The sequence below is a fragment of the Streptomyces sp. MH60 genome, assembly GCF_002939385.1.
Lineage (GTDB): Bacteria > Actinomycetota > Actinomycetes > Streptomycetales > Streptomycetaceae > Streptomyces.
The window spans coordinates 1-26,984 of record NZ_MULI01000090.1 but is presented as its reverse complement, the minus strand read 5'-3'; the positions used below and the strand labels follow the sequence as shown (position 1 = coordinate 26,984).

The window sequence follows — 26,984 nt, the reverse complement described above, 5'->3', positions numbered from 1 at the left end:
CCCCACGACCGCCGCGAAGCCGGCCGTCACCCGCAGCGCGCCGGGCGGCAGCGCGCCCGGCGGAGGCGGCACGGCGGCCTCCCGGGTGTCGTCCGGGTCCGCGAGACCGATCCGCAGGTCGCCCGGGCGCACACCGGGCACCTCCCGGGCCGCCGCCAGCAGCACCTCCCGGGCCGCCCGCTCGGCGATCCATGCACCGTCCCCCGGGCCGCCCAGCGGCAGCAGCCTGCCGAGACCCAACTGCTCCCGCACCGCGCGCGTCCACCGGTCCGCCGTCGTCATTCCTCCAGCCTGCCGCATCTGTGGCGCGAGTCACGGCAACCCCGCCTAACGTGGACACAGGACTACGACCGAAAGGGACGTACGGCGATGAGCGACATGGACAGCCACCGGAGCGGGCAGGACACGATCGACACCCCCGGGGCGGCCAAGGGCCAGACGATGCGACGCGGCGGCGGGGACCCCGGCACCCGGGGACGGACCACCATCGCCGACGGCGTCGTGGAGAAGATCACCGGAATGGCGGCACGGGACGTCGCCGGTGTGCACGCGATGGGCAGCGGGATGTCCCGCACCTTCGGCGCCGTGCGCGACCGGGTGCCCGGCGGGACCAAGTCCGGGGTGACGCGCGGGGTGAAGGCCGAGGTCGGCGAGAAGCAGACCGCCCTCGACCTGGAGATCGTCGTCGAGTACGGCGTGTCGATCGCGGACGTGGCCCGCGATGTACGGGAGAACGTGGTGGCGGCGGTGGAGCGGATGACCGGCCTGGAGGTCGTCGAGGTCAACATCGCGGTCAGCGACGTGAAGCTGCCCGACGAGGAGGACGAGGAACCGGAGCCCCGGATCAAGTGACGCGGACGCTGACCGAACGGTGAATCGAGAATCAAACGGTGAACGAGGGGAGCGCGCCATGAGCATGGCCGTGGTCGGCATGATCGCCGGCATGGCACTGGGCTTCGCCGGATACTTCGGCGGATTCGGTGCCTTCCTGCTGGTGGCGGCCCTGGGAGCCGTCGGGTTCGTGGTCGGCCGCTTCCTGGAGGGGGACATGGACCTCGGTGACTTCTTCCGCACCCGCGACGACCGGCGGCGGTGACCGGCGTGAGCGACGGGGCCGGTGAGCTCCTCGAAACCCTGGCCCGCGTCGCGCCGGGCGAGCGCGGTGCCACGCGGATCGCCGACCGGGTCGTCGCCAAGGTCGCCGCACGGGCGGCGCGCGAGGCGCTCGGCCCGCTCCACCCGGACGCCGCACGGCCGTACGCCACCGTCGACGTCCACCACGACACCGCCCGCGTCCGGGTCCATCTGGAGCTCGACTACCCGTGCGACATCGGCGCCCGCTGCGGCCGGGTGCGTCACCAAGTGGTCCAGCGGGTACGTGCGTTGGTGGGCATGGCGGTGCCGGAGGTCGCCGTCCAGGTGGAGCGGCTGCACCTGGCGGCGGAATACGGTGCGAGGCACGGGAGGACCCGATGAGTGAGCCCCAGGGCGCCGGGACGGGAGAGGGCAGCACCCAGCGCCTGCCCGTCGTGGAACGCGGCACGGAGCCGGGCACGGCCCCGTCCTTGGAGAAGCACGGCCCCGACCAGCCGGACGCGTCCGGGAGCGGACGGGCCGGCCGCTTCTGGTCCACGCGCCGCGTCCCCGCCGGCCTCGTCGCGCTCCTGCTCCTGATCCTCGCCGGAGCGTTCCTCTACGACGTCGTCGCCGTGCGCGCCGGCCGGACCGCGCTCGGCTGGCGCCGCGACCTGGCCCGGCAGCTCGCCGAACGGCCCGTCGACGACACATGGGTGCTGGTCGGCGCGGGAGTCGCCGCGGCCCTCGGGCTCTGGCTGCTCGTGCTGGCCCTCACGCCCGGACTGCGCCGGGAGCTGCCGATGCGGCGCACCCACCCGGACGTACGCGCCGGGCTGCACCGGGACGCCGCCGCCACGGTGCTGCGCGACCGGGCCATGGAGGTCGCCGGGGTGGAGTCGGCGCGGGTGCGGATGCGCCGCCGCAGGGCCCGGGTACGGGCGCTGTCGCACTTCCGGGAACTGGACGACGTACGGGCCGATCTGGACGGCGTGCTCGACGACGCGGTGCGCGGCCTCGGCCTGGCCCGGCCGCCCGCCGTGTCGCTGCGGGTGGCGCGACCCGGACGGAAGGGGTGAACACGGTGCTCAGGACGGTGAACCGGGTACTGACCGGGCTGGTGGGCCTGATCCTGCTGGCGCTCGGCGGCGCGGTGCTGGCCGTGGGCTTCGACGCGCCCGCGCCCTCCTGGTGGGTCCACCAGGGGCCGCACGACGTGCTGCTGAGCGACGCCGAACGGACCCGGTGGCGGGACGCCGGCTGGTGGTGGCCGGTCGTCATCGCGGCCCTCGCCGTCCTGCTGCTGCTCGCCCTGTGGTGGCTGGTCGCGGTGATGCGCCGCCGCAGGCTCACCGAGGTCCTCGTCGACACCGGGGACGGCGAGGGCGCCTCGCTGCGCGGCAGGGCGCTGGAGGACGTCCTCGCCGGTGGGGCGGACCGCGTGGACGGGGTCGAACGGGCCGGCGTACGGCTCACCGGCCGCCGCGACGCCCCGGCCGCCCGCGTCCGGCTGCTCCTGGCCCCCCACGTGGACCCCGGGACCGCCCTGCACGACCTCACCACCCGGGCCCTGACCCACGCCCGCGAGTCGGCCAACCTCACGTCCCTCCCGGCGGAGGTCCACCTCCGAGGCGTCAAGCACGGGGCGGAACGGGTCAGCTGAGGACGCGCCCGGCCAACGGGGACCGTCCGGCCCCGGCGTCCGAAAGCCGCCCACGGCGTGTGCCGCCCGGCCGCCGGTTCTCGGCCGCGGTCCCGGGCCGGCACTCGGCACGTGGTGGTGCCCGCCTCCGGCGCGGCTCGCCAGGCCCGGCGCCCGCGCCCGGGGTCCGCCCGCCGTCCTAGAACCCGTGCCGCACGCCGCCGTCCACCGGCAGCATCACACCGGTGATGTACGACGCCGCGGGGGAGAGCAGGAAGGCGGACGCGCGGCCGAACTCCGCCGGGGCGCCGTAGCGGCGCAGCGGGATGCGGGACTCGGCGGCCGCCCTGGTCGCCTCCGGGTCGGCGGACAACCCGTCCAGCTCGCGCACCCGGTCGGTGTCCACGCGCCCCGGCAGCAGGCCGACGACGCGGATGCCGCGCGGGCCCAGCTCGTCGGCGAGGGACTTGGCGAAGCCCGCGAGCCCGGGGCGCAGGCCGTTGGAGATGGTCAGGCCCGGGATCGGCTCGTGCACCGAGCCCGACAGCACGAACCCGATCACCCCGCCCTCCGCCAGCTCGGCCGCCGCCGTCCGGGCCAGCCGCACCGCGCCGAGGAACACCGACTCGAACGCCGACTGCCACTGCTCGTCCGTGGTGTCGGCGACGAACCCGGGCGGCGGTCCGCCCACGCTGATCAGTACGCCGTCGAAACGGCCGAAGCGCTCCCGGGCGGTCGCGATCAGCCGGCCGGCGGCCTCCGGGTCGGCGTTGTCCGCGGCCACCCCGACCGCCCCCGGCCCCAGTGCCGAGGCCGCCTCCGCGGCGCTCTTCTCGTCCCGCCCCGTGACGACCACCTTCGCCCCGTCGGCGACCAGCTCCCGCGCGGCGGCGTTGCCCAGGCCGCGGGTGGCACCCGTGACGACGTACACCCGGTCCTTCAGTCCAAGATCCATGGCCCCTATCCTGCCTCCTCGTCCCCGAACAGGGCGAGGGCCGTGTTCACCAGGCCGACGTGGCTGAAGGCCTGCGGGAAGTTGCCGAGCTGGTGCCTGGTCACCGGGTCGTACTCCTCGGCCAGCAGTCCCACGTCGTTGGCGAGCGCCACCAGCCGCTCGAACAGCTCCTGGGCCTCCTTCGTCCGGCCGGTCGCGTGCAGCGCGTCCGCGTACCAGAACGAGCACACCAGGAACGTCCCCTCGCCGCCCGGCAGGCCGTCGACGGGATCGCCCTCGGTGCTGTAGCGCCGCACCAGGCCGTCCCGGGTCAGTTCCGCGCCGACCGCGTCGACCGTGCCGACCACGCGCGGGTCGTCCGGCGGCAGGAATCCCACGCGCGGGATGAGCAGCACCGAGGCGTCCAGCTCCCGCGAGCCGTAGTACTGCGTGAAGGTGTTGCGCGCCGGGTCGTAGCCCTTCTCGCACACCTCGCGGTGCACCTCGTCGCGCAGCGCGCGCCAGCCGTCGAGGTCACCGCCGCCCAGCTCGGGATGGTCCTCCAGGGTGCGCACCGCCCGGTCCAGGGCCACCCACGTCATCACCTTCGAGTGCACGAACTGCCGGCGGCCGCCCCGCACCTCCCACAGCCCCTCGTCCGGTTCCCGCCACGCCGTGGCCAGGAACCCCACCAGGGCGCGCTGCAGCTCCCACATCTGCGGCCGGGGCCGCATCCCCGCCAGCCGGGCCAGCGACAGGGAGTCCATGACCTCGCCGTACACGTCCAGCTGGAGCTGGTTCACGGCGTCGTTGCCGATGCGCACGGGCGTGGACCCGGCGAAGCCGGACAGCCACGGCAGCTCGAACTCGGGCAGCCGCCGCTCGCCCGCCACGCCGTACATGATCTGCAGGTCCGCCGGGTTGCCGGCGACCGCGCGCAGCAGCCAGTCGCGCCAGGCCTCGGCCTCCTCCAGATAGCCGGCCGACAGCAGGGCGCCCAGGGTGAGCGTGGAGTCCCGCAGCCAGCAGAAGCGGTAGTCCCAGTTGCGCACGCCGCCCGGCTCCTCCGGCAGCGAGGTGGTGGGGGCGGCGACGATGCCGCCGGTGGGCTGGTACGTGAGCGCCTTCAGCGTGATCAGGGAACGGACCACGATGTCCCGGTGCGGACCGTCGTAGCGGCAGCGCGCCGCCCACTCGCGCCAGTCCTCGACGCTGTGCTCCAGCGAGACGTACGGGTCGATCAAGGGCGGCCGGGGCTCGTGCGAGGGGTGCCAGGTCAGCACGAACGCGACCTTCTCGCCCGCGGCGACGGTGAACTCCGCGTGGGTCCCGAAGTCCTGGCCCCAGCTGTGCACCTCGGGCTCGCTGCGCAGCCACGCCGAGTCCGGTCCCGCGACGGCCACCCGGTGACCGTCGCTCCGGCGCACCCACGGGACGATCGAGCCGTGGTCGAAGCGCAGCCGCAGCACGCTGCGCACGGTGACCTCGCCGCTCAGGCCCTCCACTATGCGCACGAGGTCGGGGGCGCGGTCACGCTGGGGCATCAGGTCGGTGACGCGGATCGCGCCGTCCTCGGTCTCCCACTCGGTGTCCAGGACGAGGGTGTCCGGCCGGTAGGCACGCCGCGTGCAGCGTTCGGCGCCCTCGGGGGCGATGCGCCAGTGGCCGTTGTCCTCGTCGCCGAGCAGTCTGGCGAAGCAGGCGGCCGAGTCGAAGCGGGGCAGGCAGAGCCAGTCCACGGAGCCGTCCGTGCCGACCAGGGCAGCGGTCTGCAGGTCGCCGATGAGCGCGTAGTCCTCGATGTGGGGGTGCACGGGTTGACCTCTTCCCGGCCGGAGCCGGAGCAATCGGGTCCGCCCGCACCCTCCCGTCGCGCGGCTAGACCGCCGCGGGCTCCGCCTCGGCCGCCCGCACGTCCTCGGCGGTCTCCCGGTCGCGCCTCTCGCGGCGGACCAGGAACCACCAGCCGACCGGTACGGCCGCGGCGAACAGCCACCACTGGATGGCGTACGCGAAGTTCAGCGCGGCGTTCTCGTTGCCCGGCCTGCCGATCGGCTCCGGGGTGCCGTTCTTCGGCTCCGGTGTCTTCAGGACCACGTAGCCACCGAGCACCCGGGCGTCCAGGCGCTCGGCCTGCTGCTCGCTGTTGATGAGCATGATCTGCCGGTCCGGGAGGCCCTGGAGATCCTTGATGCCGCTCGCCTCGGTCGTCTCGTCGGGCATCAGCCGCCCGGTGAGGGTGAGCTCGCCCCGGGGCGGCGCGGGAACCTTCGGGAACGCGCTCTGGCTCGCGCCGTCCGCGGGGATCCAGCCCCGGTTGACCAGCAGGACCCTGCCGTCGTTCAGCACGAAGGGGGTCAGTACGTGGTAACCGATGTTGTCGTCGGAGTCGGTGCGGCGGCGGACCACGACCTCCCGGTCCGTGTCGAAGCGGCCCTTCGCGGTGACGGTGCGGTACCGCTCACGGGTGGTGATCCGCTTGCCCGGCGCGGTCAGCGACTCCACGGGCACCGGTGAGGCTTCGAGCGCGTGCGCGACCAGGTCGTTCCGGGCGGTGCGCTCCTCGTAGCGGTGCATCTGCCAGAAGCCCAGCCGGATCATCGTGGGGATGAGCAGCACGGCGACCAGCGTGAGGATCACCCACTGGCGGGACAAGAGGAAGCGGTACACCCCACGACGGTACAACTCGGTCGTGGGGCGTCACGCGGCGGGTACGGGCTCACGCCCGGCGGCCGGGCTCAGACCTTGTCGACGATCCCCGCCCTCCCCTCCGCGCGGGCGCAGTGGGCGCCGCAGAACCAGTGGCCCTCGACCTCGACGCCCTGGCCGATGATCTGCACCCGGCAGTGCTCGCAGAGGGGGGCCATCCGGTGGATCGCGCAGGAGAAGCAGTCGAAGACGTGCACCGCTCCCTGGGCGTGGACCTCGAAGGACATTCCGTAGTTGTTGCCGCAGACTTCACATGTCGCCATGCGCCACAGGGTGGGCCGTCGGCGCGAACACGGGCCGGCGGGCGCCGGGCGAGTCGCCCGGAATCACCCGTCCGCAGGCTCGACGTCCCCGAGCAGCTGCCCGAACGCCGCCTCGTCCACCACCGGCGTGCCGAACTGCCGGGCCTTGACCACCTTGGAGGTGCCCGAGTCCGGGTCGTTGGTGACCAGCAGGCTGGTCAGCCGGGACAGGCTCGTCGCGACGTGCAGTCCCGCCTCGACGGCGCGGTCCTCCAGCAGGTCGCGCTCGACGGAGGTGTCACCCGAGAAGGCCACCCGCATGCCCTGCTTGAGTCGTTTGCCCGCTTCGTACCGGCCCGGGTTGGGATGGGGGCACGCGGGCCGCTTGCGGGAGGGGCGCCAACTGTTCGGCCGGTAGCTCCCGTAGCCCGCCTGCTGCCCGATCCGGGGCGCGGGCCGGTCCGACCACTCGGTCAGCGGCCGGCACTCGTGCAGCGGCAGCCGCACGTCCCCGGCCGCCGCGGCGAGCAGGCTCGGCCGGAACGCCTCCGCGAGCACCCGCGCGTCGTCCAGCGCGTGGTGCGCCCGCTGCTGCACGACGCCGAAGTGCGCGGCCAGCGACTCCAGCTTGTGGTTGGGCAGCGGCAGGTCCAGCGCCTTGGACAGGGCGATGGTGCACAGCCGTTGACGCACCGGCGCCTCGCGCTCCGCGCGCGCGTACTCACGGGCGATCATCTGCCAGTCGAAGACCGCGTTGTGCGCGACGAGGACCCGCCCGTCGAGCCGGGCCGCGAACTCCTCGGCGACGTCCGGGAAGAGCGGCGCGGTCCGGAGCACCTCGCTCGTCAGACCGTGTATCCACACCGGGCCGGGATCGCGCTGCGGATTGACCAGGGTGTACCAGTGGTCCTCGACCTCGCCGCGGGCGTCCAGCCGGTAGACGGCCGCCGAGATGATGCGGTCGTCGCGGGCCAGGCCGGTGGTCTCCACGTCGACGACCGCGTACCCCTGCGGATACGCGGCCGGCCACGCCGTGGCGGACGGCGCTGCGGTCGTGCGGTCTTCGAGCATGGTCAATGAGGATACGGGCCGGGACCGACACTCCGGTCCCGCAGGTGCCCCGTGCCGTCAAGTTCCGGTCGTCGGGGGAGCGTTGTGGCACTTCACGGGCGCGCTCACCGCGCGCTCACCACCGGATGGGCACCGGAAGGGCCGTCAGAAGCCCCGACACGGCCACCACCACGCCCAGGGTGACGACCTCCGCGCGCGCGGGGGAGCAGGCGGTCAGCGGGTCGGCCGCGCGGCCCAGCCGGATCCTGGCCCACAGCGCGAGGACGGCGACGGCGGCCACCAGCAGCACCTTGGCGAGCAGGACCCGTCCGTACGCGGTGTCCGTCAGCTGGTCCAGGATCGTGCCCGCCGGCATCCGCCGCAGCGAACTGCACACCCCGGTCGCCGTGAGGGCCGCCAGCAGAACGGCCGCCACGCGCGCGTAGAGCCCCAGCAGGGCCGGCCCCGCCTCCGCGCCCCGCCACCGCCGCAGCACCCGCAGCGCGTACAGCAGGCCGCCCGCCCACAGGGCGGCGCAGGTCAGATGGACGAGGGTCAGACCGGAGCCGAGCAGCGGGCTGTACTCGGTAGTGGGGTGCGCGCGCAGCGCGTCCGCGACGACCACCGCGGCCAGCGGCCACACCTGCAGCCCGGGCCGCCGCGAGGTCGCGCACAGCCAGGCGGCGAGGAATCCGTTGACCTCCAGGAGGGCGAGCTTGCCGTCGCGGGACTCGTAGAGACCGCCGACGTCGATGTCGGCGACGGAGCCCGGGACCAGATTCCCCGTGGCCACCACCGAGGCCAGCCCCAGCGCGGCGACGAGACCGGCGGCGGCCGCGTACGGCGACCAGCTGCGGGGCCGGTCCGGGGGAGCGCCGGGCAGCGACCGGGCCAGGCGGTTCACGAGGAGTTCGCCGAGCGGGACGCTCAGCGCGGCGAAGAGCACCGTGCGCAGCAGGGCGATGCCGCCGGTGCCGGGCGCCTCGGCCTCCCCGGTGCCGTGCAGTGCGGGGGCCGGGCCGAGCACGGGTATCAGCGCGCCGAGCGCCACCAGTACGAGTACGGCCGCCGTCCGGCCGGTGCCGGAGGTCCGCGAGTGGCGTCCGGTGCCGGTGGTCCGGGACGGGGGTCGTATCGAAGTCACCCCAGGATCTTCACCAAGTCGTCAGACCCGGGCAAGTTCCGCAGCGGGCCGGGCGGCTGCCCGGCCCGCTTCACGCGCGTGTGCGGATCAGCGCGGTGCCGGTTACCAGGTCACCGCGTCCAGCGCGTCGGCCATGCCCCAGCCGTAGAAGCCGTTGCGGTTCTTCGGGCCCTCGCACACCGCGTCGACCTTGCCGTCGCCGTCGATGTCGTAGGGATCGGTGCACGCCGTGGCGTCGGCCTCGGCGTACAGCAGGGCCTTGACCGTGGCCGCGGAGGCGTGCGGGTGCGTCGACTTGATGAGGGCGGCGACGCCCGCGACGTGCGGCGAGGCCATCGACGTACCGGCCATGTAGCCCCACTTGCCGCCGGGCAGCGTGCCCAGGATCAGGCCGCTGGTGGCGGGCGGCGCCGGCGTCTGGTAGGCCGTCGAGTCGCCGCCGGGCGCGGCGATGTCGATGATGCCCCGGCCGTAGTTGGAGAAGGACGACTTGAGGCCCTTGGCGCCGGTCGCCGCGACGGTCACGACGCCGGGCAGCTGGGTCGGGATGTCCAGGCACTTCGACGGGTCGACCGTGCGGTCACCGGGCGTGGTGTCGTTCGGCGAGGACGGGTCGGTGATCTCGTCCGAGGCGAGGTCGTAGTTCTCGTTGCCGGCCGCGGCGACGTTGACCGCGCCCTTCTTCTCCGCGTACCGCGAGGCCCGCGAGACGGCCTCGACGAGCGCCTTCTGGTCCGGGTCGTCCTTGCAGTTGAAGTACCAAGGGTCGGTGTAGTAGCTGTTGTTGGTCACGTCGACGCCGTGCTCGGCCGCCCACATGAAGCCGCAGACCACGGCCTCGGTGTAGAAGAAGCCGTCGGGGTTGGAGACCTTGATGCCGGCGACCTTCACCCCGGGTGCCACACCGGTCATGCCGACGCCGTTCTTGGCGGCGGCTATCTCCCCGGCCACGTGGGTGCCGTGCGGGCTCTCCGCCGCGCTCGGCCGCCAGGCGCCGTCGGTGGTGTCCGGCTTGCCCGCGACACAGTTGACGGAGGCCTGCCGGTCGAAGTTCGGGGCGATGTCCGGGTGGGTGTCGTCGACGCCGGTGTCGATGACGGCGACGGTCACCTTCTTGCTGCCCAGCGACTTCTCGTGTGCCTTGTCCGCCTTGATGGCGGGCAGGTCCCACTGCAGCGACTCCAGCGGGTCCTGGTCCCCGGCGGCCTCGGCGGCGGCCTTCGCGGCGGCCAGGTCCTTGCCGCCGAGCACCTGCGGGGCGCCCGTGTCGGTGGTGGCGGCCGAGGGCAGCGGCGCGGTGCGGGTGGCGCCGGCCGACTGCACGCCGCGCACCTTGCGGACGGTCTTGGCGAAGTCGGGGTTGGCGGAGTGGACGACGATCACGCCGATCCGGTCGTACGACGTGACGATCGTGCCGCCCGCCTTGGCTATCGCCCGTCGCAGGGTGGCCGAAGGACGGTGCCCGGCGGCGACGTTGACGACGTAGCTGAGCGAGGTCGCGTCCGCCGCCGTCGAGGGGGCGGCCTCCGCCGCGGGGGCCGCGGCGGCCGGGGTGCCCGGCAGGAACGCCAGCGAGGCGGCCACGGCCAGCCCGGCCGGGATCGCGAGGGCGCGGCGGTGACGCGGGTGGGGTGCGGTCATGCGTGGTGTCTCCAGTCCGTCGGGAAAGCTCGGGAAACGCGTGATGCCGGTGCGTGGCGTTCGGGCGGGCACGTCTGCGGGACCGGCACCGCGAGGGCGAGCGTGCGCCTGGAGCACGGGTCGCTTCGGGAACGCAGATGATCCATGGGGTCTCCACATCATCGGCAAACAGCGCCTGCCCGAGACACGGATGACGGCCCGGGCAGGTACATGACGTAGTGGTGCAGGGTGAAGTTATCCCCCGAAGTCGCTGGCCAGCAATGACCCGCCGAGGGTGACTTCGGAAAGTGCCACGGGTGTTGAACCGGGCCCCGCGGGGCGCCGTGTCGTTGGACAGGGAGCCCGAGCATCACCGGCCCCCTGCGAGAACACCGAGGTCCAAGCCGTCATGTCTGTCGTACGAGGAGACTCCGTGGCCACCGACGCACCACCCCCCGCGAAAGGGGAACGCCCGCTTCCGTCCGCCGAGGAGTTCTCCGAAGTGCAGCAGAGCGCTGAGTTCGTCGAACTGCGCCGCTCCTTCCGCTCCTTCGCGTTTCCGCTGACGATCGCCTTCGTGGCCTGGTACCTGCTCTACGTGCTGCTGTCGAACTACGCCGGCGGCTTCATGGGCACCAAGCTCTTCGGCAACATCAACGTCGCGTTCGTCTTCGGCATCGCCCAGTTCGTCACCACGTTCCTCATCGCCTGGTGGTACTCGCGGCACGCCGCCGCGAAGCTCGACCCCAAGGCCGAGGCCATCAAGTCCCGGATGGAGGGCGGCGCATGAGCCCCGCACAGTCCGTATTCGCCGCCGAGCTGGCCGCCAACGAGGCCAGCGAGCACCGGCCGCTGATCATCACGCTCTTCGCCGTCTTCGTCGTGGCGACGCTCGGCATCACCGTGTGGGCGGGCCGCCAGACCAAGGACGCCGCCGACTTCTACGCGGGCGGCCGGTCGTTCAGCGCCTTCCAGAACGGTCTCGCCGTCTCCGGCGACTACATGTCGGCCGCGTCCTTCCTCGGCATCGCCGGCGCCATCGCCCTCTTCGGCTACGACGGCTTCCTGTACTCCATCGGCTTCCTGGTCGCCTGGCTGGTGGCCCTGCTCCTGGTCGCCGAGCCGCTGCGGAACTCGGGCCGCTACACGATGGGCGACGTCCTCGCCTACCGCATGCGCCAGCGGCCCGTGCGCACCGCCGCCGGCACCTCCACGATCGTCGTCTCGATCTTCTACCTGCTGGCCCAGATGGCGGGCGCGGGCGTCCTCGTCTCGCTGCTGCTCGGCATCACCTCCGACGCGGGCAAGATCCTCATCGTCGCCCTCGTCGGCGTCCTGATGATCGTCTACGTCACCATCGGCGGCATGAAGGGCACCACCTGGGTCCAGATGGTCAAGGCCGTGCTGCTGATCGGCGGCACCATCCTGATCACCTTCCTGGTGCTGCTGAAGTTCGACTTCAACATCTCCGACCTGCTCGGCAAGGCGGCGGAGAACAGCGGCGCGGGCTCCGCCTTCCTGGAGCCCGGCCTCCAGTACGGCGCGAACGGCACCACCAAGCTGGACTTCATCTCCCTGGGCATCGCCCTGGTGCTCGGCACCGCAGGGCTGCCGCACATCCTGATCCGCTTCTACACGGTGCCCAACGCCAAGGCCGCCCGTAAGTCCGTGAACTGGGCGATCGGCATCATCGGCGCCTTCTACCTGATGACCATCGCCCTCGGCTTCGGCGCCGCCGCACTCATCGGCAAGGACGAGATCATCGCGTCCAACCCGTCCGGCAACACGGCCGCGCCCCTGCTCGCCCTGCACGTCGGCGGCGTCGACTCGGCCTGGGGCGCGATCCTGCTCGCCACGATCTCGGCGGTGGCCTTCGCGACCATCCTCGCCGTCGTCGCGGGCCTCACCCTCGCCTCGTCCTCGTCCTTCGCGCACGACATCTACGCCAACGTCATCCGCAAGGGCCAGGCCACCGAGAAGGAGGAGATGCGGGCGGCCCGCTGGGCGACCGTCTTCATCGGCATCGTCTCCATCGCGCTCGGCGCCCTCGCCCGCGACCTGAACGTGGCCGGGCTGGTCGCCCTGGCCTTCGCGGTCGCCGCGTCCGCCAACCTGCCGACGATCCTCTACAGCCTGTTCTGGAAGAGGTTCACCACCCAGGGCGCCCTGTGGTCGATCTACGGCGGCCTGATCGTCGCCGTCGGCCTGGTGCTGTTCTCACCCGTCGTCTCCGGCGACCCGAAGGCGATGTTCCCGGACGTGGACTTCGCCTGGTTCCCGCTGAAGAACCCGGGCATCATCTCGATCCCGTTCGGCTTCCTGATGGGCTGGCTCGGCACGGTCCTGTCCAAGGAGGAGCCCGACAAGGCGAAGTACGCGGAGCTGGAGGTCCGGTCCCTGACCGGCACCGGAGCGCACTGACGCCCCCGCCCGACCGGTACCGGCGCGGCCGCTCGTAGATCCCTACGACGCGGCCGCGTCGTACGTCGTGGGATCGGGCGGCTGTCGATGTCGGACCCGTCACGTAGGCTCGACGGTGTCGGGGGAGAGAAGTGCTCCGCCGATCCGCGTCGAGGGAGGGGGCCCACGTGCTCATCGACACCTACGGCCGAGTGGCCACCGACCTGAGGGTCTCGCTCACCGACCGCTGCAACCTGCGCTGCACCTACTGCATGCCCGAAGAGGGCCTCCAGTGGCTCGCCAAGCCCGATCTGCTCACCGACGACGAGATCGTCCGCCTCATCGGCATCGCGGTCACCTCCCTCGGTATCGAGGAGGTCCGCTTCACCGGCGGGGAACCGCTGCTGCGCCCCGGCCTGGTCGGCATCGTCGAGCGCGTCGCCGCCCTCGGCCCGCGCCCGCAGATGTCCCTCACCACCAACGGCATCGGCCTCAGGCGCACGGCGACGGCCCTGAAGGCGGCGGGCCTGGACCGGGTCAACGTCTCGCTGGACACGCTGCGCCCGGACGTCTTCAAGACCCTCCCCCGCCGGGACCGCCACAAGGACGTCCTGGAGGGCCTCCAGGCCGCCCGCCAGGCCGGGCTGACCCCCGTCAAGGTCAACACCGTGCTGATGCCGGGGCTGAACGACGACGAGGCGCCCGACCTGCTCGCCTGGGCCGTCGAGCACGACTACGAGCTGCGTTTCATCGAGCAGATGCCGCTGGACGCCCAGCACGGCTGGAAGCGCGAGGGGATGGTCACCGCCGGTGACATCCTGGCCTCCCTGCGCACCCGCTTCGAGCTGACCGCCGAGGGATCCGGGGAGCGGGGCTCGGCCCCGGCCGAGCGCTGGCTGGTGGACGGCGGCCCGCACCGCGTGGGCGTCATCGCCTCCGTCACCCGCCCGTTCTGCTCGGCCTGCGACCGCACCCGCCTGACCGCCGACGGCCAGGTGCGCACCTGCCTGTTCGCCACCGAGGAGACCGACCTGCGCGCGGCCCTGCGCTCCGACGCCCCCGACGAGGAGATCGCCCGCATCTGGCGCCTGGCCATGTGGGGCAAGAAGGCGGGCGCGGGCCTCGACGACCCGGCCTTCGTCCAGCCCGACCGCCCGATGTCGGCGATCGGGGGTTAGGGACCGGGGGCGGACCTAGGGCCTGTCGGATCCCTCCGGAGCTTCCCACTCGGTGAGCGGGACCACGTCCTTCAGGAAGCCCCGTACCCCCAGGAACTGGGACAGGTGCTCGCGGTGCTCGTCGCACGCGATCCACGTCTTGCGGCGTTCCGGGGTGTGGAGCTTCGGGTTGTTCCACGCCAGCACCCACACGGCGGGGGTGCGGCAGCCCTTGGCGGAGCAGATCGGGGTGGTTTCGTCACTCACGGTTTCGTCTCACAGGTCCGCACACAAGGCGACGCCGAGCAGCCACGGGGGGAGCTGCCCGGCGTCGGTCTGTCGCTCCGACGGGGGATGCGGAGCGCGTACGAAGTATGTCACGGCCCACCCATCGCCCGGCACCGGAACAGCACGATTCATCTGAGCATTTCTTCGGCCTGGCGCGGAATCGACGCCGCCGCAAAGAGGGGGCGCCGGTCACGGCCGGCCGCGCGACTCACCGCCCGCATCGGGCGCCGGATCGGCGGCGGCGCCCTCCGGGACGGATTCCGCCGCACCGTCCCCGTCCCGCGGCGGCATGATCATCGGCGGGGTCGGCACCGTCACGAACGTCGACGGCAAGGATGGCGCGTTCTCACGCCCGGCGTTGGCGATCACCACCGCGATGTACGGCAGGACCGCCCCGAGGACCAGGGCCACGATCGCGACGTGCCGTTCCACGTTCCACAGGCAGACCGCGAGGATCACCGACGCCGTTCGGATCGACATCGAGATGATGTACCGTCGCTGCCGCCCGCGCACGTCCTCCTGGAGGCCCGTCCGGGCCCCGGTGATCCGGAACACCTCGGCGCTGCCGCCGGCACTCTGCTTCCGCATCTGGTTCCACCATCCGCCCGCATCGGACTCTCCCCGCCCCGCTCTCGTCCGCGGCCGCTCGGGGACTCCGGTCCCGGACAACTCTCCACGTTACGCCGCCCCTGCGCCGCCCACGAGACCGGGGCACCCCCGATCCGGCCGCACCGCGTGCGCCGCCCGGCGTAGGCGCCGGTACCCCGTTCGGCCGTACGCGGCATGCGCCGTACGCGGTACGCCCGAACACTGGTGGCAATGCTCGCGTAGAGCCGGACGAGGAGGCAGCCATGGGCTGGTTGTGGGCGATCATCGTGGGATTCGTGCTCGGCTTGATCGCCAAGGCGATCATCCCCGGCAAGCAGCACATGCCGCTGTGGCTGACCACCATCTGCGGCATGATCGGCGCGATCATCGGCAACGCGATCGCCCGCGCGGCCGGCGTCGCGGCGACCTCCGGCATCGACTGGTGGCGGCACCTGTTCCAGCTGGTGGCGGCGATCATCGTCGTCGGCCTCGGTGACGCGGCCTACACGGCGGTACGCGGCAACAGGCGGCGCGAACGGGCCTGACCGCCCCCGGGATCACCCGGGCAGGGCGAAGGGGCGCACTCCGACAGCCGTACGGCGCCGGAGCACGCCCCTCGCGCGTGCGCCCGCTCAGGAACCGGTGATCTCCACCGCGGCCAGGTTCTTCTTGCCGCGGCGCAGCACCAGCCAGCGCCCGTGCAGCAGGTCCTCCTTGGCGGGGACGGCGTCCTCGCCGGTGACCTTGGCGTTGTTCACGTAGGCGCCGCCCTCCTTCACCGTGCGGCGTGCGGCGGACTTGCTGGCCACCAGGCCCACCTCGGCGAACAGGTCGACGACCGGGGCCGGCTCGGCGACCCGGACGTGCGGCAGTTCGGAGAGGGCGGCGGTCAGGGTCCGCTCGTCCAGCTCCGCCAGCTCGCCCTGGCCGAAGAGGGCCTTGGACGCGGCGATCACGGCGGCCGTCTGGTCGGCGCCGTGCACCAGTGTCGTCAGCTCCTCGGCCAGCGCGCGCTGCGCGGCCCGCGCCTGCGGCCGCTCCTCGGTCTGCCGCTCCAGCTCCTCCAGCTCCGCACGCGAGCGGAAGGACAGGATCCGCATGTACGTCGAGATGTCCCGGTCGTCCACGTTCAGCCAGAACTGGTAGAACGCGTACGGCGTCGTCATCTCCGGGTCGAGCCAGACGGCGCCGCCCTCGGTCTTGCCGAACTTGGTGCCGTCCGCCTTGGTCATCAGCGGGGTCGCGTAGGCGTGCACGGACGCGTCCGGCTCCAGCCGGTGCAGCAGGTCGAGGCCGGCCGTGAGGTTGCCCCACTGGTCGCTGCCGCCCTGCTGCATCGTGCAGCCGTACCTCCGGTAGAGCTGGAGGAAGTCCATCGCCTGGAGCAGCTGGTAGCTGAACTCCGTGTAGCTGATGCCCTCGGAGGACTCCAGTCGCCGGGCGACGGAGTCCTTGGTCAGCATCTTGTTGACCCGGAAGTGCTTGCCGATGTCCCGGAGGAACTCGATCGCCGACAGACCCTCGGTCCAGTCGAGGTTGTTGACCATCACCGCGGCGTTCTCGCCCTCGAAGGACAGGAACGGCTCGATCTGGCCGCGCAGCCGCTGGACCCAGCCCGCGACGGTCTCCGGCGAGTTCAGCGTGCGCTCCGCGGTCGGGCGCGGATCGCCGATCTGGCCCGTGGCCCCGCCGACCAGCGCCAGCGGCCGGTGCCCGGCCTGCTGGAGCCGGCGCACGGTGAGCACCTGCACCAGGTGCCCCACGTGCAGGGACGGCGCGGTCGGGTCGAAACCGCAATAGAACGTGACGGGACCGTCCGCGAGAGCCTTGCGCAAAGCGTCCTCGTCGGTGGACTGGGCGAACAGCCCGCGCCACTTCAGCTCGTCGACGATGTCCGTCACGGTTCTCGTGTCTCCTACGTGCTCATGCGTACGTGATGATCTTCGGGCAGTCGGGTGACAGCCGAGTACGAGGTTATACGCCCTGACTGACAGAGCTCATATTGAAATCGGGGACCCGCAGCGCCGGCATCGCGGCCCTGGTGAACCAGTCGCCCCACTCCCTGGGCAGCGTCTTCTCCGTCCGCCCCGCCTCCGCGGCCCGCCCCAGCAGGCCCACCGGCGACTCGTTGAACCGGAAGTTGTTCACCTCGCCGACCACCTCGCCGTGCTCGACGAGATAGACGCCGTCCCGGGTCAGCCCGGTCAGCAGCAGCGTCGCGGGGTCGACCTCGCGGATGTACCAGAGGCAGGTCAGCAGCAGCCCGCGCTCCGTGCTCGCGACCATGTCGTCCAGGGACCGGCCGGGGTCGCCGCCGTCCAGGATCAGGTTCCCGATCGCGGGTGCCACCGGCAGCCGGGCCAGGCCCGCGCCGTGCCGGGTGGTCGTCAGCCGGTGCAGCTCACCCGCGCGGATCCAGTCGGTCGCCGTCACCGGCAGCCCGTTGTCGAACACCGACTGGTCGCCGCCCGAGGAGTGCGCGACCACGAACGGCGCGCTCTCCAGACCGGGCTCGTGCGGATCACTGCGCAGCGTCAGCGGCAGTGCACCGAGCCGCTCGCCGAGACGGGTGCCGCCGCCCGGCTTGGAGAACACCGTGCGCCCCTCGACCGCGTCCCGTCCCGAGGCCGACCAGTACTGGTAGATCAGCAGGTCGGCGACCGCGGTGGGCGGCAGCAGCGTCTCGTACCGCCCCGCCGGCAGCTCCACCCGCCGCTCCGCCCAGCCGAGCCGTACGGCCAGCTCGGCGTCGAGGGCCGCCGGGTCGACGTCCTTGAAGTCCCGGGTGGCGTGCCCCGCCCACGCCGACCGGGTCCGGTCCGGCGACTTGGCGTTCAGCTCCAGCGTCCCGTTCGGCTGGTCGTGCCGCAGCCTGAGCCCCGTCGAGGTGCCCACGTACGTCGAGGTCATCTCGTGGTTCGCGAACCCGTACAGCTCCCGGCCGCCCGCCCGCGCGCGTGCGAACGCCTCCCCGAGCGCCGGCGCGAAGTCGGCGAACACCGCCGACGAGGTCTCGGCGGGCGCGTCGGTGAAGTCCGGCGCCGCCGGCCCGCCCGTGACCAGCGGCTGCGCGTCCTCGGCCGGACCCGCGCCCCGCGCGGCGGTCTCGGCGGCGCGCACCAGGGGCTCCAGTTCGTCCGCGGTCACGGCCGAGCGCGACACCACCCCGGACGCCGTGCCCTGCTGCCCGTCGACGGTGGCGACGACGGTGAGCGTGCGCCCGCGCGTGACGCCGTTGGTGGTGAGCGCGTTGCCCGCCCAGCGCAGGTTGGCGGTGGACTCCTCGTCGGCGATGACGACGCACCCGTCCGCCCGGGACAGCTCCAGCGCCCGCTCGACGATCTCGTGCGGCTTGTTGGTGCGCGCGCTCATCGACCGGCCTCCTGCGTGGTGTTGAGGATGTTGACTCCCTTGAAGAGGGCGGACGGGCAGCCGTGCGAGACGGCCGCGACCTGGCCCGGCTGGGCCTTGCCGCAGTTGAAGGCGCCGCCCAGGACGTACGTCTGCGGACCGCCGACGGCCGCCATGGACCCCCAGAAGTCGGTGGTCGTCGCCTGGTACGCCACGTCCCGCAGCTGCCCGGCGAGCCGCCCGTTCTCGATCCGGAAGAAGCGCTGACCGGTGAACTGGAAGTTGTAGCGCTGCATGTCGATGGACCAGGACCGGTCACCGACGACGTAGATCCCGCGGTCGACGCCCCCGATCAGGTCCTCGGTCGACAGCCCGCCCGGATCCGGCCGCAGCGACACGTTGGCCATCCGCTGCACCGGCACGTGCGCGGGGGAGTCGGCGTAGGCGCACCCGTTGGACCGCTCGAAGCCGGTGAGCCGCGCGATCCGCCGGTCGAGCTGGTACCCGACCAGCGTGCCGTCCCTCACCAGGTCCCAGGACTGGCCCTCGACGCCCTCGTCGTCGTACCCGACGGTCGCCAGGCCGTGCTCGGCGGTGCGGTCGCCGGTCACGTTCATCAGCTCGGAGCCGTAGCGCAACGTGCCGAGCTGGTCGAAGGTGGCGAAGGAGGTGCCGGCGTAGGCGGCCTCGTAGCCGAGGGCGCGGTCCAGCTCGGTGGCGTGCCCGATGGACTCGTGGATGGTCAGCCACAGGTTCGACGGGTCGACGACCAGGTCGTACAGCCCCGCCTCGACGCTCGGCGCCCGCATCTTCTCCGCGAGCAGCTCCGGGATCTCGGCCAGCTCCGCGTCCCAGTTCCAGCCGGTACCGGTCAGGTACTCCCAGCCCCGCCCGGCCGGCGGCGCCAGCGTGCGCATGGAGTCGAACTCGCCGCTGGAGTCGTCCACCGACACGGCGGTGAGCACCGGGTGCAGCCGCACCCGCTGCTGCGTGGTCACGGTCCCGGCGGTGTCGGCGTAGAACTTGTTCTCGTGCACGGTGAGCAGCGAGGCGTCCACGTGGTCGACCCCGTCGGCCGCCAGCAGCCGCGCGCTCCAGTCGGCCAGCAGCGCCGACTTCTCCGCGTCGGGCACGGTGAAGGGGTCGATGTCGTACGCCGAGACCCAGGTCCGGTCGGCGTGCACGGGCTCACCGGCCAGCTCCACCCGCTCGTCCGACCCGGCCGCCTTGATCACCTGCGCCGACAGCTTCGCCATCGCCACCGCCTGCGAGGCGACCCTGGCGGCGGCGTCCAGGGTCAGGTCCACGCCGGACGCGAAGCCCCACGTGCCGCCGTGCACCACCCGCACCGCGTACCCGAGGTCGGTGGTGTCCGAGGACCCGGCGGGGCGGGCGTCCCGGAGGCGCCAGGAGGCGTTGCGCACCCGCTCCAGACGGAAGTCGGCGTGCTCCGCACCGAGGGCACGCGCACGGGCGAGGGCGGCGTCGGCGAGGGCGCGTAGGGGGAGTGCCGTGAAGGCTTGGTCGATGCTGTGAGGCACCTGCGTCTCTTTCTGTCGGCGTGACCGGTCGTCTGCCGCGACACCGGGGGCTGCGCCGCATCATGTCGCGCCGGGGGTCCGGCGACCACACCTTTCCCCCCGCGCCGGGGACCGGTTCTGTAGGGACCCGACAGACAGCCCCGTAAGCCACTGTGGGTGCCCGAGTCTCTGAGCGGGGCCCGGGACCGATAGATTTTCGAGGAAGCCGCCTGCCGTCGCCGCCCGCCGTACGGGTGACCGGGCGGGTGGACGACCGCTAGGGAAAGGGTGATCCGTTGAGCCGCTCGGTTCTCGTCACCGGAGGAAACCGGGGCATCGGCCTCGCCATCGCCCGCGCCTTCGCCGACGCCGGCGACAAGGTCGCGATCACGTACCGCTCGGGTGAGCCGCCGGAGGGCTTCCTGGCCGTCAAGTGCGACATCACCGACACCGAGCAGGTGGAGCAGGCATACAAGGAGATCGAGGAGACCCACGGTCCCGTCGAGGTCCTGATCGCCAACGCCGGCGTCACCAAGGACCAGCTCCTGATGCGCATGTCGGAGGAGGACTTCACCTCCGTCGTCGAGACCAACCTCACCGGCACCTTCCGCGTCGTCAAGCGCGCCAACCGCGCCATGCTGCGCGCCAAGAAGGGCCGCGTCGTCCTCATCTCGTCGGTGGTCGGGCTGCTCGGCTCCGCGGGGCAGGCGAACTACGCCGCCTCCAAGGCCGGCCTGGTCGGCTTCGCGCGTTCCCTCGCCCGTGAGCTGGGGTCGCGCAACATCACCTTCAACGTCGTCGCGCCCGGCTTCGTCGACACCGACATGACCAAGGTGCTCACCGACGAGCAGCGGGCCAACATCGTGTCGCAGGTGCCGCTGGGGCGGTACGCGCGGCCGGAGGAGATCGCCGCGACGGTGCGGTTCCTCGCCTCGGACGACGCCTCGTACATCACTGGAGCCGTCATTCCCGTTGACGGCGGACTGGGAATGGGTCACTGAACACCATGAGCGGAATTCTCGAGGGCAAGCGCGTCCTGATCACCGGCGTGCTGACGGAGTCCTCCATCGCCTTCCACGCCGCGAAGCTGGCCCAGGAGCAGGGCGCCGAGGTCATCCTCACCGCGTTCCCGCGCCCCACCCTGACCGAGCGCATCGCCAAGAAGCTGCCGAAGCCCGCCAAGGTCATCGAGCTGGACGTCACCAACGAGGAGCACCTCGCCCGGCTCGCCGACATCGTCGGCGAGGAGCTGGGCGGTCTCGACGGCGTCGTGCACTCCATCGGCTTCGCCCCGCAGGACGCCCTCGGCGGCAACTTCCTCAACGCGCCGTTCGAGTCGGTCGCCACCGCCATGCACGTCTCGGCGTTCTCCCTGAAGTCGCTGACCATGGCCTGCCTGCCGCTGATGCAGAACGGCGGTTCGATCGTCGGCCTCACCTTCGACGCGCAGTTCGCCTGGCCGCAGTACGACTGGATGGGCCCGGCCAAGGCCGCGCTGGAGGCCACCAGCCGCTACATGGCCCGTGACCTGGGCAAGCAGAACATCCGCTGCAACCTGATCTCGGCGGGCCCGATCGGTTCCATGGCCGCCAAGTCCATCCCGGGCTTCAGCGAGCTGGCCTCCGTGTGGGACACCCGCTCCCCGCTGGAGTGGGACCTGAAGGACCCGGAGCCGGCCGGCCGCGGCATCGTCGCGCTGCTGAGCGACTGGTTCCCGAAGACCACGGGCGAGATCGTCCACGTCGACGGCGGGCTGCACGCCATCGGCGCCTGACCGGACACCTCGCCGAGGGCCCGCGTCCCGTACGGGGTGCGGGCCCTCGTGCTGTGCCGCCGCGGCTCGGCGCCGTGACCGGTCCCGGTCAGCCGCCCGAGGCCGGGCCGAACAGACCCGGCCGGCACACGAACGGATAGGCGGCGGCCTCCTCCGCCGCCGTCGCCGCGTCGCGCGCGCGGATCGCGTCCACCAGCCGGCCGTGGTCCATGTGCATCGCCGGGGACATGCCCTCGCCCACGTCGCCCCGCAGCCAGTCCCGCAGCACCTCGCTCAGGTCCGCGTACATCGCGGTCATCACGTCGTTGTGCGAGGCGGCCACGACCGCCAGGTGGAACGTGGCGTCGGCCGCCACGAAGGCCTCCGCCTCACCCGACTCCCAGGCATCCTCCCGCCGCAGCAGCAGGGCGTCGATCTGCTTGAGGTCCTTCTCCGTGCGCCGTTCGGCGGCCAGGCGCGCGGCGGCCGACTCCAGCGTGGAACGGAGCTCGGCGATGTGCTGGGGTGCGGCGTCGGCGAAGCGGCGCTGCATCACGCCGGCCAGTTCGCTGGTCGCCACGACGTACGTGCCCGAGCCCTGGCGGATGTCCAGCAGACCGTTGTGGGCCAGCGCGCGGACCGCCTCACGGACCGTGTTCCGGGCGACGCCGAGCTGCTCGACCAGTTCGGGCTCGGTGGGGATGCGGGAGCCGACCGGCCACTCGCCCGAGGCGATCTGCTGCCGCAGCGCGGCGATGACCTGCTCGGAGAGTGCCGAACGGCGGGGATGGCTCAGCGGCATGGCTCACCTTCGCACACGAGCGGACGAGTGAGTGGACAAGCAATCATCCCATGATTCTATGATGGGTCTCATGGCTAGTGACGAAACCCGGACGGAGACACGTACGGAGGCCCCTACGGAGGTACGCGCGCAGACGCGTGCCGGGAGCGGTGTGCCCGAGGTGCCCGGCGAAGGGCCCGCCACGCGCGCGTGGACGACGTGGACGACCCGGCTGCTCATCCTCGGCATCGTCCTGGCCGCGGTGAACCTGCGCCCCGCCATCACGAGCCTGGGCGCACTCCTGGAGGAGGTCCGCGACGGGCTCGGGATGAGCGGCAGCATCGCCGGGCTGCTCACCTCCGTGCCGCCGCTCTGCTTCGCCGTCTTCGGGGTCACCGCCCCCCGGCTGGCCCGCCGCTTCGGACCCGGCGCGGTGGTCTGCGCCGGCATGGCCGCCATCACCGCGGGCCTGCTGATACGCCCGTACATCGGCGGCACGGGCGGCTTCCTGGCCGCCACCGCCCTGGCCCTGATGGGCATCGCGGTCAGCAACGTCCTGATGCCGGTCATCGTCAAGCGCTACTTCCCCGACCGCGTCGGTTCCATGACCGGCCTGTACTCGATGGCCCTCGCCTTCGGCACCTCCGTCGCCGCCGCGGCGACCGTGCCCGTGACGAACGCGCTGGGCGGTCACTGGCAGTCCGGCCTCGGGGTCTGGGCCGTGCTGCCCGCGCTGGCCGTGCTGCCCTGGATCCCGTTCGTACGGAACCGGACGACGCCGTCCTCCACGGCGCCGTCCACGCCGCCGCCGGGGCGGGAGGGCGAGCAGCCCGCGGAACAGCCCCCGCTGCGGATCACCCGCAGCCGCACGGCCTGGGCGCTCGCCGTCTTCTTCGGCCTCCAGGCCACCGCCGCCTACATCACGATGGGCTGGATGGCGCAGATCTTCCGGGACTCGGGCGTGTCCGCGGGCACCGCCGGGCTGCTGCTCGCCGTCATCATGGTGATGGGCGTGCCGCTCGCCTTCGTCATCCCGCGCGTGGCGACCCGCCTGCCCCACCAGGGCCCGATCGTGCTGGTCCTCGGCCTGTGCGGGCTCGCCGGATACGCCGGCCTGTACTTCGCGCCGGTCGGCGGCGCCTGGGCCTGGGCCCTGCTGCTCGGCGTCTCCAACTGCGCCTTCCCGCTGGCGCTGACCATGGTCGGGATGCGGGCCAGGACGGGAGCGGGCGTCGCCCAGCTGTCCGCCTTCGCGCAGAGCACCGGCTACCTGATCTCCATCCCGGGTCCCCTCCTGGTGGGCGTGCTCTACCAGCACAGCGGCGGCTGGGGGCTGCCGATCGCCCTGATGAGCGCGCTGATGGTGCCGCAGATCGTGGTGGGAATCCTGGCCGGGCGCGACCGCACGGTGGAGGACGAGGCGGCGGCCCGCTGACCCGGGCGCACGGCGGGCGTGCCCCTGCGGGCGGCGCGTCGACCACCGCCGGGGGCCCGCCGTCGTCGTCGGTGGCCCGCCGGGAGCCGCCCGCGCGCGGGATGCGAGACTTGCCGTATGCCAGTCCTCGACCCGAACCCCCAGCACGGCCAGAAGAAGATGCTGATCGTCTTCGGCGCCTTCCTCGCGATCTTCGTGATCATCGGCGTCATCGCGACGATCGCCTCGCCGTGACGACCCCGCCCCCGGCGGCCGGACGGTGGGGTTAACCCCCCGTCCCCTAGGGGGTCAGGGTCAGGGTCAAGTGGGTGGACCTCCGGATGGGTTGGGCCCCGCCGATTCCGTACCTTCGAGATGTGCCCGCGAGAGGCGGGCCGCGGAGCACGGACCAGGGACGCCCGAAGACCAGCGGAGGCACTCATGTCGGCCCCTACCTACACCCGGCCTCCCCAGGCGACCCGGGGCGGCGTCGACAGCCGGCTGCCCTGGTGGGCCCTCGCCCTGCCCGTGCTCGCCTTCGTCGCGCTGCTCCTGCTGATACTCGAGCCCGCCGACGCCCACGCGGCCGCGGAGCAGCCCGCGATGGCCCACCTCCTGGAGCGGCTGGAGCAGCTGACCGCGCGCTGAGCCCCGACCGTGGGCTCCCGCCCGGACGCCGTGCCGAGACCGCGTGTCAACTCCCAGAGCCCCATGGCCTGTTTCATGCGAAGCTGGATGACATGAGCGTCGCAGAACCCCGCAGGATTGTTCTCTTCCGGCATGCGAAAGCCGACTGGCCACAGGTGACCGACCACGAGCGACCGCTCGCCGACCGGGGCCGCATGGACGCCGCGGAGGCCGGGCGTCGGCTGGCGGACACCGGCGTGCCCTTCGACCAGGCCCTGTGCTCGACCTCGGTCCGCACCCGCGAGACCTGGAAGCTCGCCGTCCAGGAGTTCCCGCACCGGCCGAAAACCGTCTACGAGGAGCGGATCTACGATGCCTCGCCCGGCGAGCTGATCGCCGTGCTCAACGAGACCCCCGACGACCTGCGGAACGTGCTGGTGATCGGCCACAACCCGGGCATCGAGGCACTGACCGAGATCCTGGCCGGCTCGGCCGAGGACGAGGTCCGCGCGCGGATCAACCGCCGGGGCTTCCCGACCGCCGCCTTCGCCGTCCTGACCTTCACGGGCTCCTGGAAGGACGTGGAGCCCGGCCGGGCCGCCCTGGTCGACTACTGGGCGCCGACCGACTGACCCGCCCCCACGTGACAGGGCCCGGCACCCGCGCGGTCCGGGCCCTCGCCGTGCCGGGCGGCCCGCTGATCTTCCGTCGCCGGCTCCTCAGCCGGGTCAGGGCCGCTCGGCGGCCGGTCCCAGGCTCTCGCCGAGGCCCTCGTCCAGCGTGTCCGCGGCCTCGACCTCCTCGCGGGTGATGCCCAGCAGATAGAGCACCGTGTCCAGGAAGGGCACGTTCACCGCGGTGTGCGCCGCCTCGCGCACCACCGGCTTGGCGTTGAAGGCGACCCCGAGTCCGGCCGCGTTCAGCATGTCCAGGTCGTTGGCGCCGTCACCGATCGCCACGGTCTGCGACAGCGGTACGCCCGCCTCGGCGGCGAACCGGCGCAGCAGCCGCGCCTTGCCCGCCCGGTCCACGATCTCCCCGGTGACCCGGCCGGTCAGCCTGCCGTCGACGATCTCCAGCGTGTTGGCCTGGGCGAAGTCCAGCCCCAGCTGCTCCCGCAAGGCGTCGGTGACCTGGGTGAAGCCGCCGGAGACGACGCCCACCTGGTAGCCGAGCCGCTTCAGTGTGCGGATCAGCGTGCGGGCGCCCGGCGTCAGCCGCACCTCGGCGCGCACCTTGTCCACCACCGAGGCGTCGAGACCCGCCAGCAGGGCCACGCGCGCGTGCAGCGACTGCTCGAAGTCCAGCTCCCCGCGCATCGCGGCCGCCGTCACCTCGGCGACCTTGTCCTCGCAGCCGGCGTGCGCGGCGAACAGCTCGATGACCTCGTCCTGGATCAGTGTGGAGTCCACGTCCATCACCACCAGGCGCTGCGCCCGCCGGTGCAGCCCCGCCGCGACGACCGCGATGTCCACGCCGAGCGCCGCGGCCTCGGTGGCCAGGGCCGTGCGCAGCGGTTCGGTCGCCACACCGGACACCGCGAACTCGACGGCGGTCACCGGGTACTTGGCCAGCCGGAAGATACGGTCGATGTTGCTCCCGGACTCGGTGATCCGGGCCGCTATGGCGGCGGTGGCCTCCGCGGTCAGCGGGTGCCCGAGCACCGTGACCAGGGAGCGGCCGAGACCGCGCGGCCGGTTGTCGCCGATACCGGAGATGATCTCCGCCTGCAGCTTCAGCGACTCGGCCCAGCTGTGGACGGTCGCCCGCAGATCGCCCTCCAGACCACGGGGCGGCTCGGTCACGAGCGCGCACAGCACGATCCGGCCACGGGTGACGACCTGCTCGATGTCGACGACATCGACGGAGTAGGCGGCGAGAGTGTCGAACAGGCCGGCCGTGATGCCGGGCCGGTCCTTGCCGAAGATCTTGACGAGAAGAGTGGGAACGTCAGAGGTCTGCGAAGCGCTCATGGTGCTCCCACCGTATCCGGCACGCGGTGCCGCCCGCCCCCGAGGTCCGACTGGCGGACAGGACTCGCGGGGGAGGGGCGCGAGCAGGCCCGGCGTGGCCGGGGGCCCGGCCCTGGGCAGGTGACCTGGGCGCCTGGACGCACGGAGACCGCCGAGCGAGCCGGTTCCTCCGCCCGGGCGGCCCGCACCAGCCGAGACGGCCCACCAGACGGCCCACCGCCCCACCGCGGTACCCGCGCGGCACCGCGGGGCCGCCCCGGGCGCGATGGCGGAGTCCCGCGCCGCCGGGGACCGGAGCGCTGGGCCTTCACTGCCCGTCCCGGGGGCGGCGTGGCGGTGCGGGTGGTGGAGGCGGAGGTGGCGGAGGTGGCGGAGGGCCCTCACCCCAGGGGCGGGACGGTGGCCGTTCGCCCGGGCGCGGTGGTCGTCGCGGTGTGCCAGGGGGCGGTCCCAGGGGTCCGGCCACCGTGGGGGCGCCGTACACGTCGTCGTCGGACCGAGGGTCCGCCCCGCCGTCTTCCCGGCCTGCCCCCTCGTCGTACCGCCCGGGGCCACCGCCCCGGCGGCCCACGCCGCTCCCTCCCCGCGCCTGCCCGTGCACCGTGCCTGCGGGCGGCTGCGGCCCCGACGGCCTGGGCCCGGGCTCCCGCGGGGGCGCCGCGTCGCGTGCCGGCGGAGCCGTCCCCGCCGGGCGGGCGTCCTCCGGCTCTCCCGAGG

At 72.8% G+C, this 26,984-nt stretch carries 29 protein-coding genes and 1 pseudogene; 15 read left to right on the top strand and 15 right to left on the bottom strand.

Annotated features, from left to right (window positions below; genetic code table 11):
- Nucleotides 1–282: pseudogene (locus BZZ08_RS33545) on the bottom strand (nucleopolyhedrovirus P10 family protein); the annotation flags it as partial.
- A gap of 87 nt (nt 283–369) precedes the next feature.
- On the opposite strand from BZZ08_RS33545, the gene BZZ08_RS33540 reads away from it, so the two are divergent.
- From BZZ08_RS33540 to amaP, 5 genes are read left to right on the top strand one after another with little or no spacing between them, the layout of a single operon-like run.
- Complete coding sequence (locus BZZ08_RS33540) at nt 370–852, top strand: Asp23/Gls24 family envelope stress response protein (protein WP_104635969.1); 483 nt, start codon at nt 370–372, stop codon at nt 850–852.
- A gap of 58 nt (nt 853–910) precedes the next feature.
- Nucleotides 911–1,096, top strand: coding sequence for a hypothetical protein (locus BZZ08_RS33535; protein ID WP_104635968.1), 186 nt, complete (start codon nt 911–913; stop codon nt 1,094–1,096).
- Nucleotides 1,093–1,476, top strand: a complete 384-nt coding sequence (locus tag BZZ08_RS33530) for a hypothetical protein (protein WP_104635967.1) — start codon at nt 1,093–1,095, stop codon at nt 1,474–1,476. Before BZZ08_RS33535 ends, BZZ08_RS33530 begins: the two co-directional genes overlap by 4 nt.
- Nucleotides 1,473–2,153 (top strand): DUF6286 domain-containing protein, encoded by a 681-nt coding sequence (locus BZZ08_RS33525; protein ID WP_104635966.1) that lies wholly within the window; start codon nt 1,473–1,475, stop codon nt 2,151–2,153. Before BZZ08_RS33530 ends, BZZ08_RS33525 begins: the two co-directional genes overlap by 4 nt.
- The gene (gene amaP, locus BZZ08_RS33520) at nt 2,150–2,737 is read left to right on the top strand and encodes an alkaline shock response membrane anchor protein AmaP (protein WP_104635965.1); all 588 of its coding nucleotides are present in this window, start codon (nt 2,150–2,152) and stop codon (nt 2,735–2,737) included. The genes BZZ08_RS33525 and amaP overlap by 4 nt, the downstream gene beginning before the upstream one ends.
- 178 nt (nt 2,738–2,915) lie before the next feature.
- On the opposite strand, the gene BZZ08_RS33515 is transcribed toward amaP, so the two are convergent.
- From BZZ08_RS33515 to BZZ08_RS33485, 7 genes are all read right to left on the bottom strand, one after another.
- A complete protein-coding gene (locus BZZ08_RS33515) occupies nt 2,916–3,671 on the bottom strand; it encodes an SDR family oxidoreductase (protein ID WP_104635964.1) in 756 nt (251 codons plus the stop codon).
- A gap of 5 nt (nt 3,672–3,676) precedes the next feature.
- The gene (locus BZZ08_RS33510) at nt 3,677–5,464 is read right to left on the bottom strand and encodes a glycoside hydrolase family 15 protein (protein WP_104635963.1); all 1,788 of its coding nucleotides are present in this window, start codon (nt 5,462–5,464) and stop codon (nt 3,677–3,679) included.
- Nucleotides 5,465–5,528: 64 nt separating this feature from the next.
- Nucleotides 5,529–6,320, bottom strand: a complete 792-nt coding sequence (locus BZZ08_RS33505; protein ID WP_104635962.1) for an SURF1 family cytochrome oxidase biogenesis protein — start codon at nt 6,318–6,320, stop codon at nt 5,529–5,531.
- A gap of 68 nt (nt 6,321–6,388) precedes the next feature.
- Complete coding sequence (locus BZZ08_RS33500) at nt 6,389–6,622, bottom strand: hypothetical protein (RefSeq protein WP_104635961.1); 234 nt, start codon at nt 6,620–6,622, stop codon at nt 6,389–6,391.
- Nucleotides 6,623–6,685: 63 nt separating this feature from the next.
- A complete protein-coding gene (locus BZZ08_RS33495) occupies nt 6,686–7,672 on the bottom strand; it encodes a DEDDh family exonuclease (RefSeq protein WP_104635960.1) in 987 nt (328 codons plus the stop codon).
- Between the two features lie 115 nt (nt 7,673–7,787).
- Nucleotides 7,788–8,795: a CopD family protein gene (locus BZZ08_RS33490; protein ID WP_104635959.1), complete on the bottom strand. Its 1,008-nt coding sequence runs from the start codon at nt 8,793–8,795 to the stop codon at nt 7,788–7,790.
- A gap of 102 nt (nt 8,796–8,897) precedes the next feature.
- Nucleotides 8,898–10,436 carry a S8 family serine peptidase gene (locus BZZ08_RS33485; RefSeq protein WP_104635958.1) on the bottom strand — a complete coding sequence of 513 codons (1,539 nt, stop codon included), beginning with the start codon at nt 10,434–10,436 and terminating at the stop codon, nt 8,898–8,900.
- Nucleotides 10,437–10,848: 412 nt separating this feature from the next.
- Between BZZ08_RS33485 and BZZ08_RS33480 the strand changes: the two genes are divergently transcribed.
- The 3 genes from BZZ08_RS33480 (at nt 10,849) to moaA (ending at nt 13,993) form a co-directional block, all read left to right on the top strand.
- A complete protein-coding gene (locus BZZ08_RS33480; protein WP_104635957.1) occupies nt 10,849–11,205 on the top strand; it encodes a DUF485 domain-containing protein in 357 nt (118 codons plus the stop codon).
- Nucleotides 11,202–12,836, top strand: coding sequence for a solute symporter family protein (locus BZZ08_RS33475; protein WP_104635956.1), 1,635 nt, complete (start codon nt 11,202–11,204; stop codon nt 12,834–12,836). The genes BZZ08_RS33480 and BZZ08_RS33475 overlap by 4 nt, the downstream gene beginning before the upstream one ends.
- Before the next feature lie 167 nt (nt 12,837–13,003).
- Nucleotides 13,004–13,993 (top strand): GTP 3',8-cyclase MoaA, encoded by a 990-nt coding sequence (gene moaA, locus BZZ08_RS33470; RefSeq protein ID WP_241965632.1) that lies wholly within the window; start codon nt 13,004–13,006, stop codon nt 13,991–13,993.
- A gap of 15 nt (nt 13,994–14,008) precedes the next feature.
- On the opposite strand, the gene BZZ08_RS33465 is transcribed toward moaA, so the two are convergent.
- A complete protein-coding gene (locus tag BZZ08_RS33465; protein ID WP_104635954.1) occupies nt 14,009–14,239 on the bottom strand; it encodes a hypothetical protein in 231 nt (76 codons plus the stop codon).
- A 210-nt stretch (nt 14,240–14,449) separates the two neighbouring features.
- Nucleotides 14,450–14,848, bottom strand: coding sequence for a DUF3099 domain-containing protein (locus tag BZZ08_RS33460; protein WP_198601843.1), 399 nt, complete (start codon nt 14,846–14,848; stop codon nt 14,450–14,452).
- Between the two features lie 263 nt (nt 14,849–15,111).
- On the opposite strand from BZZ08_RS33460, the gene BZZ08_RS33455 reads away from it, so the two are divergent.
- Nucleotides 15,112–15,393 carry a GlsB/YeaQ/YmgE family stress response membrane protein gene (locus BZZ08_RS33455; RefSeq protein ID WP_104635952.1) on the top strand — a complete coding sequence of 94 codons (282 nt, stop codon included), beginning with the start codon at nt 15,112–15,114 and terminating at the stop codon, nt 15,391–15,393.
- 87 nt (nt 15,394–15,480) lie between these two features.
- Here BZZ08_RS33455 and tyrS read toward each other — a convergent pair whose 3' ends face one another.
- The 3 genes from tyrS to BZZ08_RS33440 form a co-directional block, all read right to left on the bottom strand.
- On the bottom strand, nt 15,481–16,749 hold the full coding sequence (gene tyrS, locus BZZ08_RS33450; protein ID WP_104635951.1) for a tyrosine--tRNA ligase: 1,269 nt from the start codon (nt 16,747–16,749) through the stop codon (nt 15,481–15,483).
- 73 nt (nt 16,750–16,822) lie between these two features.
- The gene (locus tag BZZ08_RS33445) at nt 16,823–18,220 is read right to left on the bottom strand and encodes a metallopeptidase TldD-related protein (protein ID WP_104635950.1); all 1,398 of its coding nucleotides are present in this window, start codon (nt 18,218–18,220) and stop codon (nt 16,823–16,825) included.
- Nucleotides 18,217–19,740, bottom strand: coding sequence for a TldD/PmbA family protein (locus tag BZZ08_RS33440; RefSeq protein WP_104635949.1), 1,524 nt, complete (start codon nt 19,738–19,740; stop codon nt 18,217–18,219). Before BZZ08_RS33440 ends, BZZ08_RS33445 begins: the two co-directional genes overlap by 4 nt.
- 275 nt (nt 19,741–20,015) lie before the next feature.
- Between BZZ08_RS33440 and fabG the strand changes: the two genes are divergently transcribed.
- Together fabG and fabI are read left to right on the top strand one after the other, a co-directional pair.
- Nucleotides 20,016–20,720, top strand: a complete 705-nt coding sequence (fabG, locus tag BZZ08_RS33435) for a 3-oxoacyl-[acyl-carrier-protein] reductase (RefSeq protein ID WP_003977008.1) — start codon at nt 20,016–20,018, stop codon at nt 20,718–20,720.
- A 5-nt stretch (nt 20,721–20,725) separates the two neighbouring features.
- Nucleotides 20,726–21,493, top strand: a complete 768-nt coding sequence (gene fabI, locus BZZ08_RS33430; protein ID WP_104635948.1) for an enoyl-ACP reductase FabI — start codon at nt 20,726–20,728, stop codon at nt 21,491–21,493.
- A gap of 88 nt (nt 21,494–21,581) precedes the next feature.
- Here fabI and BZZ08_RS33425 read toward each other — a convergent pair whose 3' ends face one another.
- Complete coding sequence (locus BZZ08_RS33425) at nt 21,582–22,274, bottom strand: FadR/GntR family transcriptional regulator (protein WP_104635947.1); 693 nt, start codon at nt 22,272–22,274, stop codon at nt 21,582–21,584.
- Between the two features lie 58 nt (nt 22,275–22,332).
- Between BZZ08_RS33425 and BZZ08_RS33420 the strand changes: the two genes are divergently transcribed.
- From BZZ08_RS33420 to BZZ08_RS33405, 4 genes are all read left to right on the top strand, one after another.
- Nucleotides 22,333–23,688, top strand: coding sequence for a CynX/NimT family MFS transporter (locus tag BZZ08_RS33420; protein WP_198601842.1), 1,356 nt, complete (start codon nt 22,333–22,335; stop codon nt 23,686–23,688).
- 117 nt (nt 23,689–23,805) lie between these two features.
- Nucleotides 23,806–23,922: an SGM_5486 family transporter-associated protein gene (locus BZZ08_RS39890; RefSeq protein ID WP_037922852.1), complete on the top strand. Its 117-nt coding sequence runs from the start codon at nt 23,806–23,808 to the stop codon at nt 23,920–23,922.
- 186 nt (nt 23,923–24,108) lie between these two features.
- On the top strand, nt 24,109–24,315 hold the full coding sequence (locus BZZ08_RS33410; RefSeq protein ID WP_104635945.1) for a hypothetical protein: 207 nt from the start codon (nt 24,109–24,111) through the stop codon (nt 24,313–24,315).
- 92 nt (nt 24,316–24,407) lie between these two features.
- Nucleotides 24,408–24,926, top strand: coding sequence for a SixA phosphatase family protein (locus BZZ08_RS33405; RefSeq protein WP_104635944.1), 519 nt, complete (start codon nt 24,408–24,410; stop codon nt 24,924–24,926).
- A gap of 96 nt (nt 24,927–25,022) precedes the next feature.
- On the opposite strand, the gene serB is transcribed toward BZZ08_RS33405, so the two are convergent.
- Entirely contained in the window at nt 25,023–26,267 is a 1,245-nt protein-coding gene (serB, locus tag BZZ08_RS33400) for a phosphoserine phosphatase SerB (protein ID WP_104635943.1), read from the bottom strand.
- Nucleotides 26,268–26,984: the final 717 nt, after the last annotated feature.

Bases quoted from the DNA above. Each gene is read 5' to 3' on its own strand.
- BZZ08_RS33540 (WP_104635969.1), top strand. From the start codon at position 370: ATGAGCGACATGGACAGCCACCGGAGCGGGCAGGACACGATCGACACC.
- BZZ08_RS33535 (WP_104635968.1), top strand. From the start codon at position 911: ATGAGCATGGCCGTGGTCGGCATGATCGCCGGCATGGCACTGGGCTTC.
- BZZ08_RS33525 (WP_104635966.1), top strand. From the start codon at position 1,473: ATGAGTGAGCCCCAGGGCGCCGGGACGGGAGAGGGCAGCACCCAGCGC.
- BZZ08_RS33515 (WP_104635964.1), bottom strand. From the start codon at position 3,671: ATGGATCTTGGACTGAAGGACCGGGTGTACGTCGTCACGGGTGCCACC.
- BZZ08_RS33500 (WP_104635961.1), bottom strand. From the start codon at position 6,622: ATGGCGACATGTGAAGTCTGCGGCAACAACTACGGAATGTCCTTCGAG.
- BZZ08_RS33495 (WP_104635960.1), bottom strand. From the start codon at position 7,672: ATGCTCGAAGACCGCACGACCGCAGCGCCGTCCGCCACGGCGTGGCCG.
- BZZ08_RS33485 (WP_104635958.1), bottom strand. From the start codon at position 10,436: ATGACCGCACCCCACCCGCGTCACCGCCGCGCCCTCGCGATCCCGGCC.
- BZZ08_RS33475 (WP_104635956.1), top strand. From the start codon at position 11,202: ATGAGCCCCGCACAGTCCGTATTCGCCGCCGAGCTGGCCGCCAACGAG.
- BZZ08_RS33460 (WP_198601843.1), bottom strand. From the start codon at position 14,848: ATGCGGAAGCAGAGTGCCGGCGGCAGCGCCGAGGTGTTCCGGATCACC.
- BZZ08_RS33455 (WP_104635952.1), top strand. From the start codon at position 15,112: ATGGGCTGGTTGTGGGCGATCATCGTGGGATTCGTGCTCGGCTTGATC.
- BZZ08_RS33445 (WP_104635950.1), bottom strand. From the start codon at position 18,220: ATGAGCGCGCGCACCAACAAGCCGCACGAGATCGTCGAGCGGGCGCTG.
- fabI (WP_104635948.1), top strand. From the start codon at position 20,726: ATGAGCGGAATTCTCGAGGGCAAGCGCGTCCTGATCACCGGCGTGCTG.
- BZZ08_RS33425 (WP_104635947.1), bottom strand. From the start codon at position 22,274: ATGCCGCTGAGCCATCCCCGCCGTTCGGCACTCTCCGAGCAGGTCATC.
- BZZ08_RS33420 (WP_198601842.1), top strand. From the start codon at position 22,333: ATGATGGGTCTCATGGCTAGTGACGAAACCCGGACGGAGACACGTACG.
- BZZ08_RS39890 (WP_037922852.1), top strand. From the start codon at position 23,806: ATGCCAGTCCTCGACCCGAACCCCCAGCACGGCCAGAAGAAGATGCTG.
- BZZ08_RS33410 (WP_104635945.1), top strand. From the start codon at position 24,109: ATGTCGGCCCCTACCTACACCCGGCCTCCCCAGGCGACCCGGGGCGGC.
- BZZ08_RS33405 (WP_104635944.1), top strand. From the start codon at position 24,408: ATGAGCGTCGCAGAACCCCGCAGGATTGTTCTCTTCCGGCATGCGAAA.
- serB (WP_104635943.1), bottom strand. From the start codon at position 26,267: ATGAGCGCTTCGCAGACCTCTGACGTTCCCACTCTTCTCGTCAAGATC.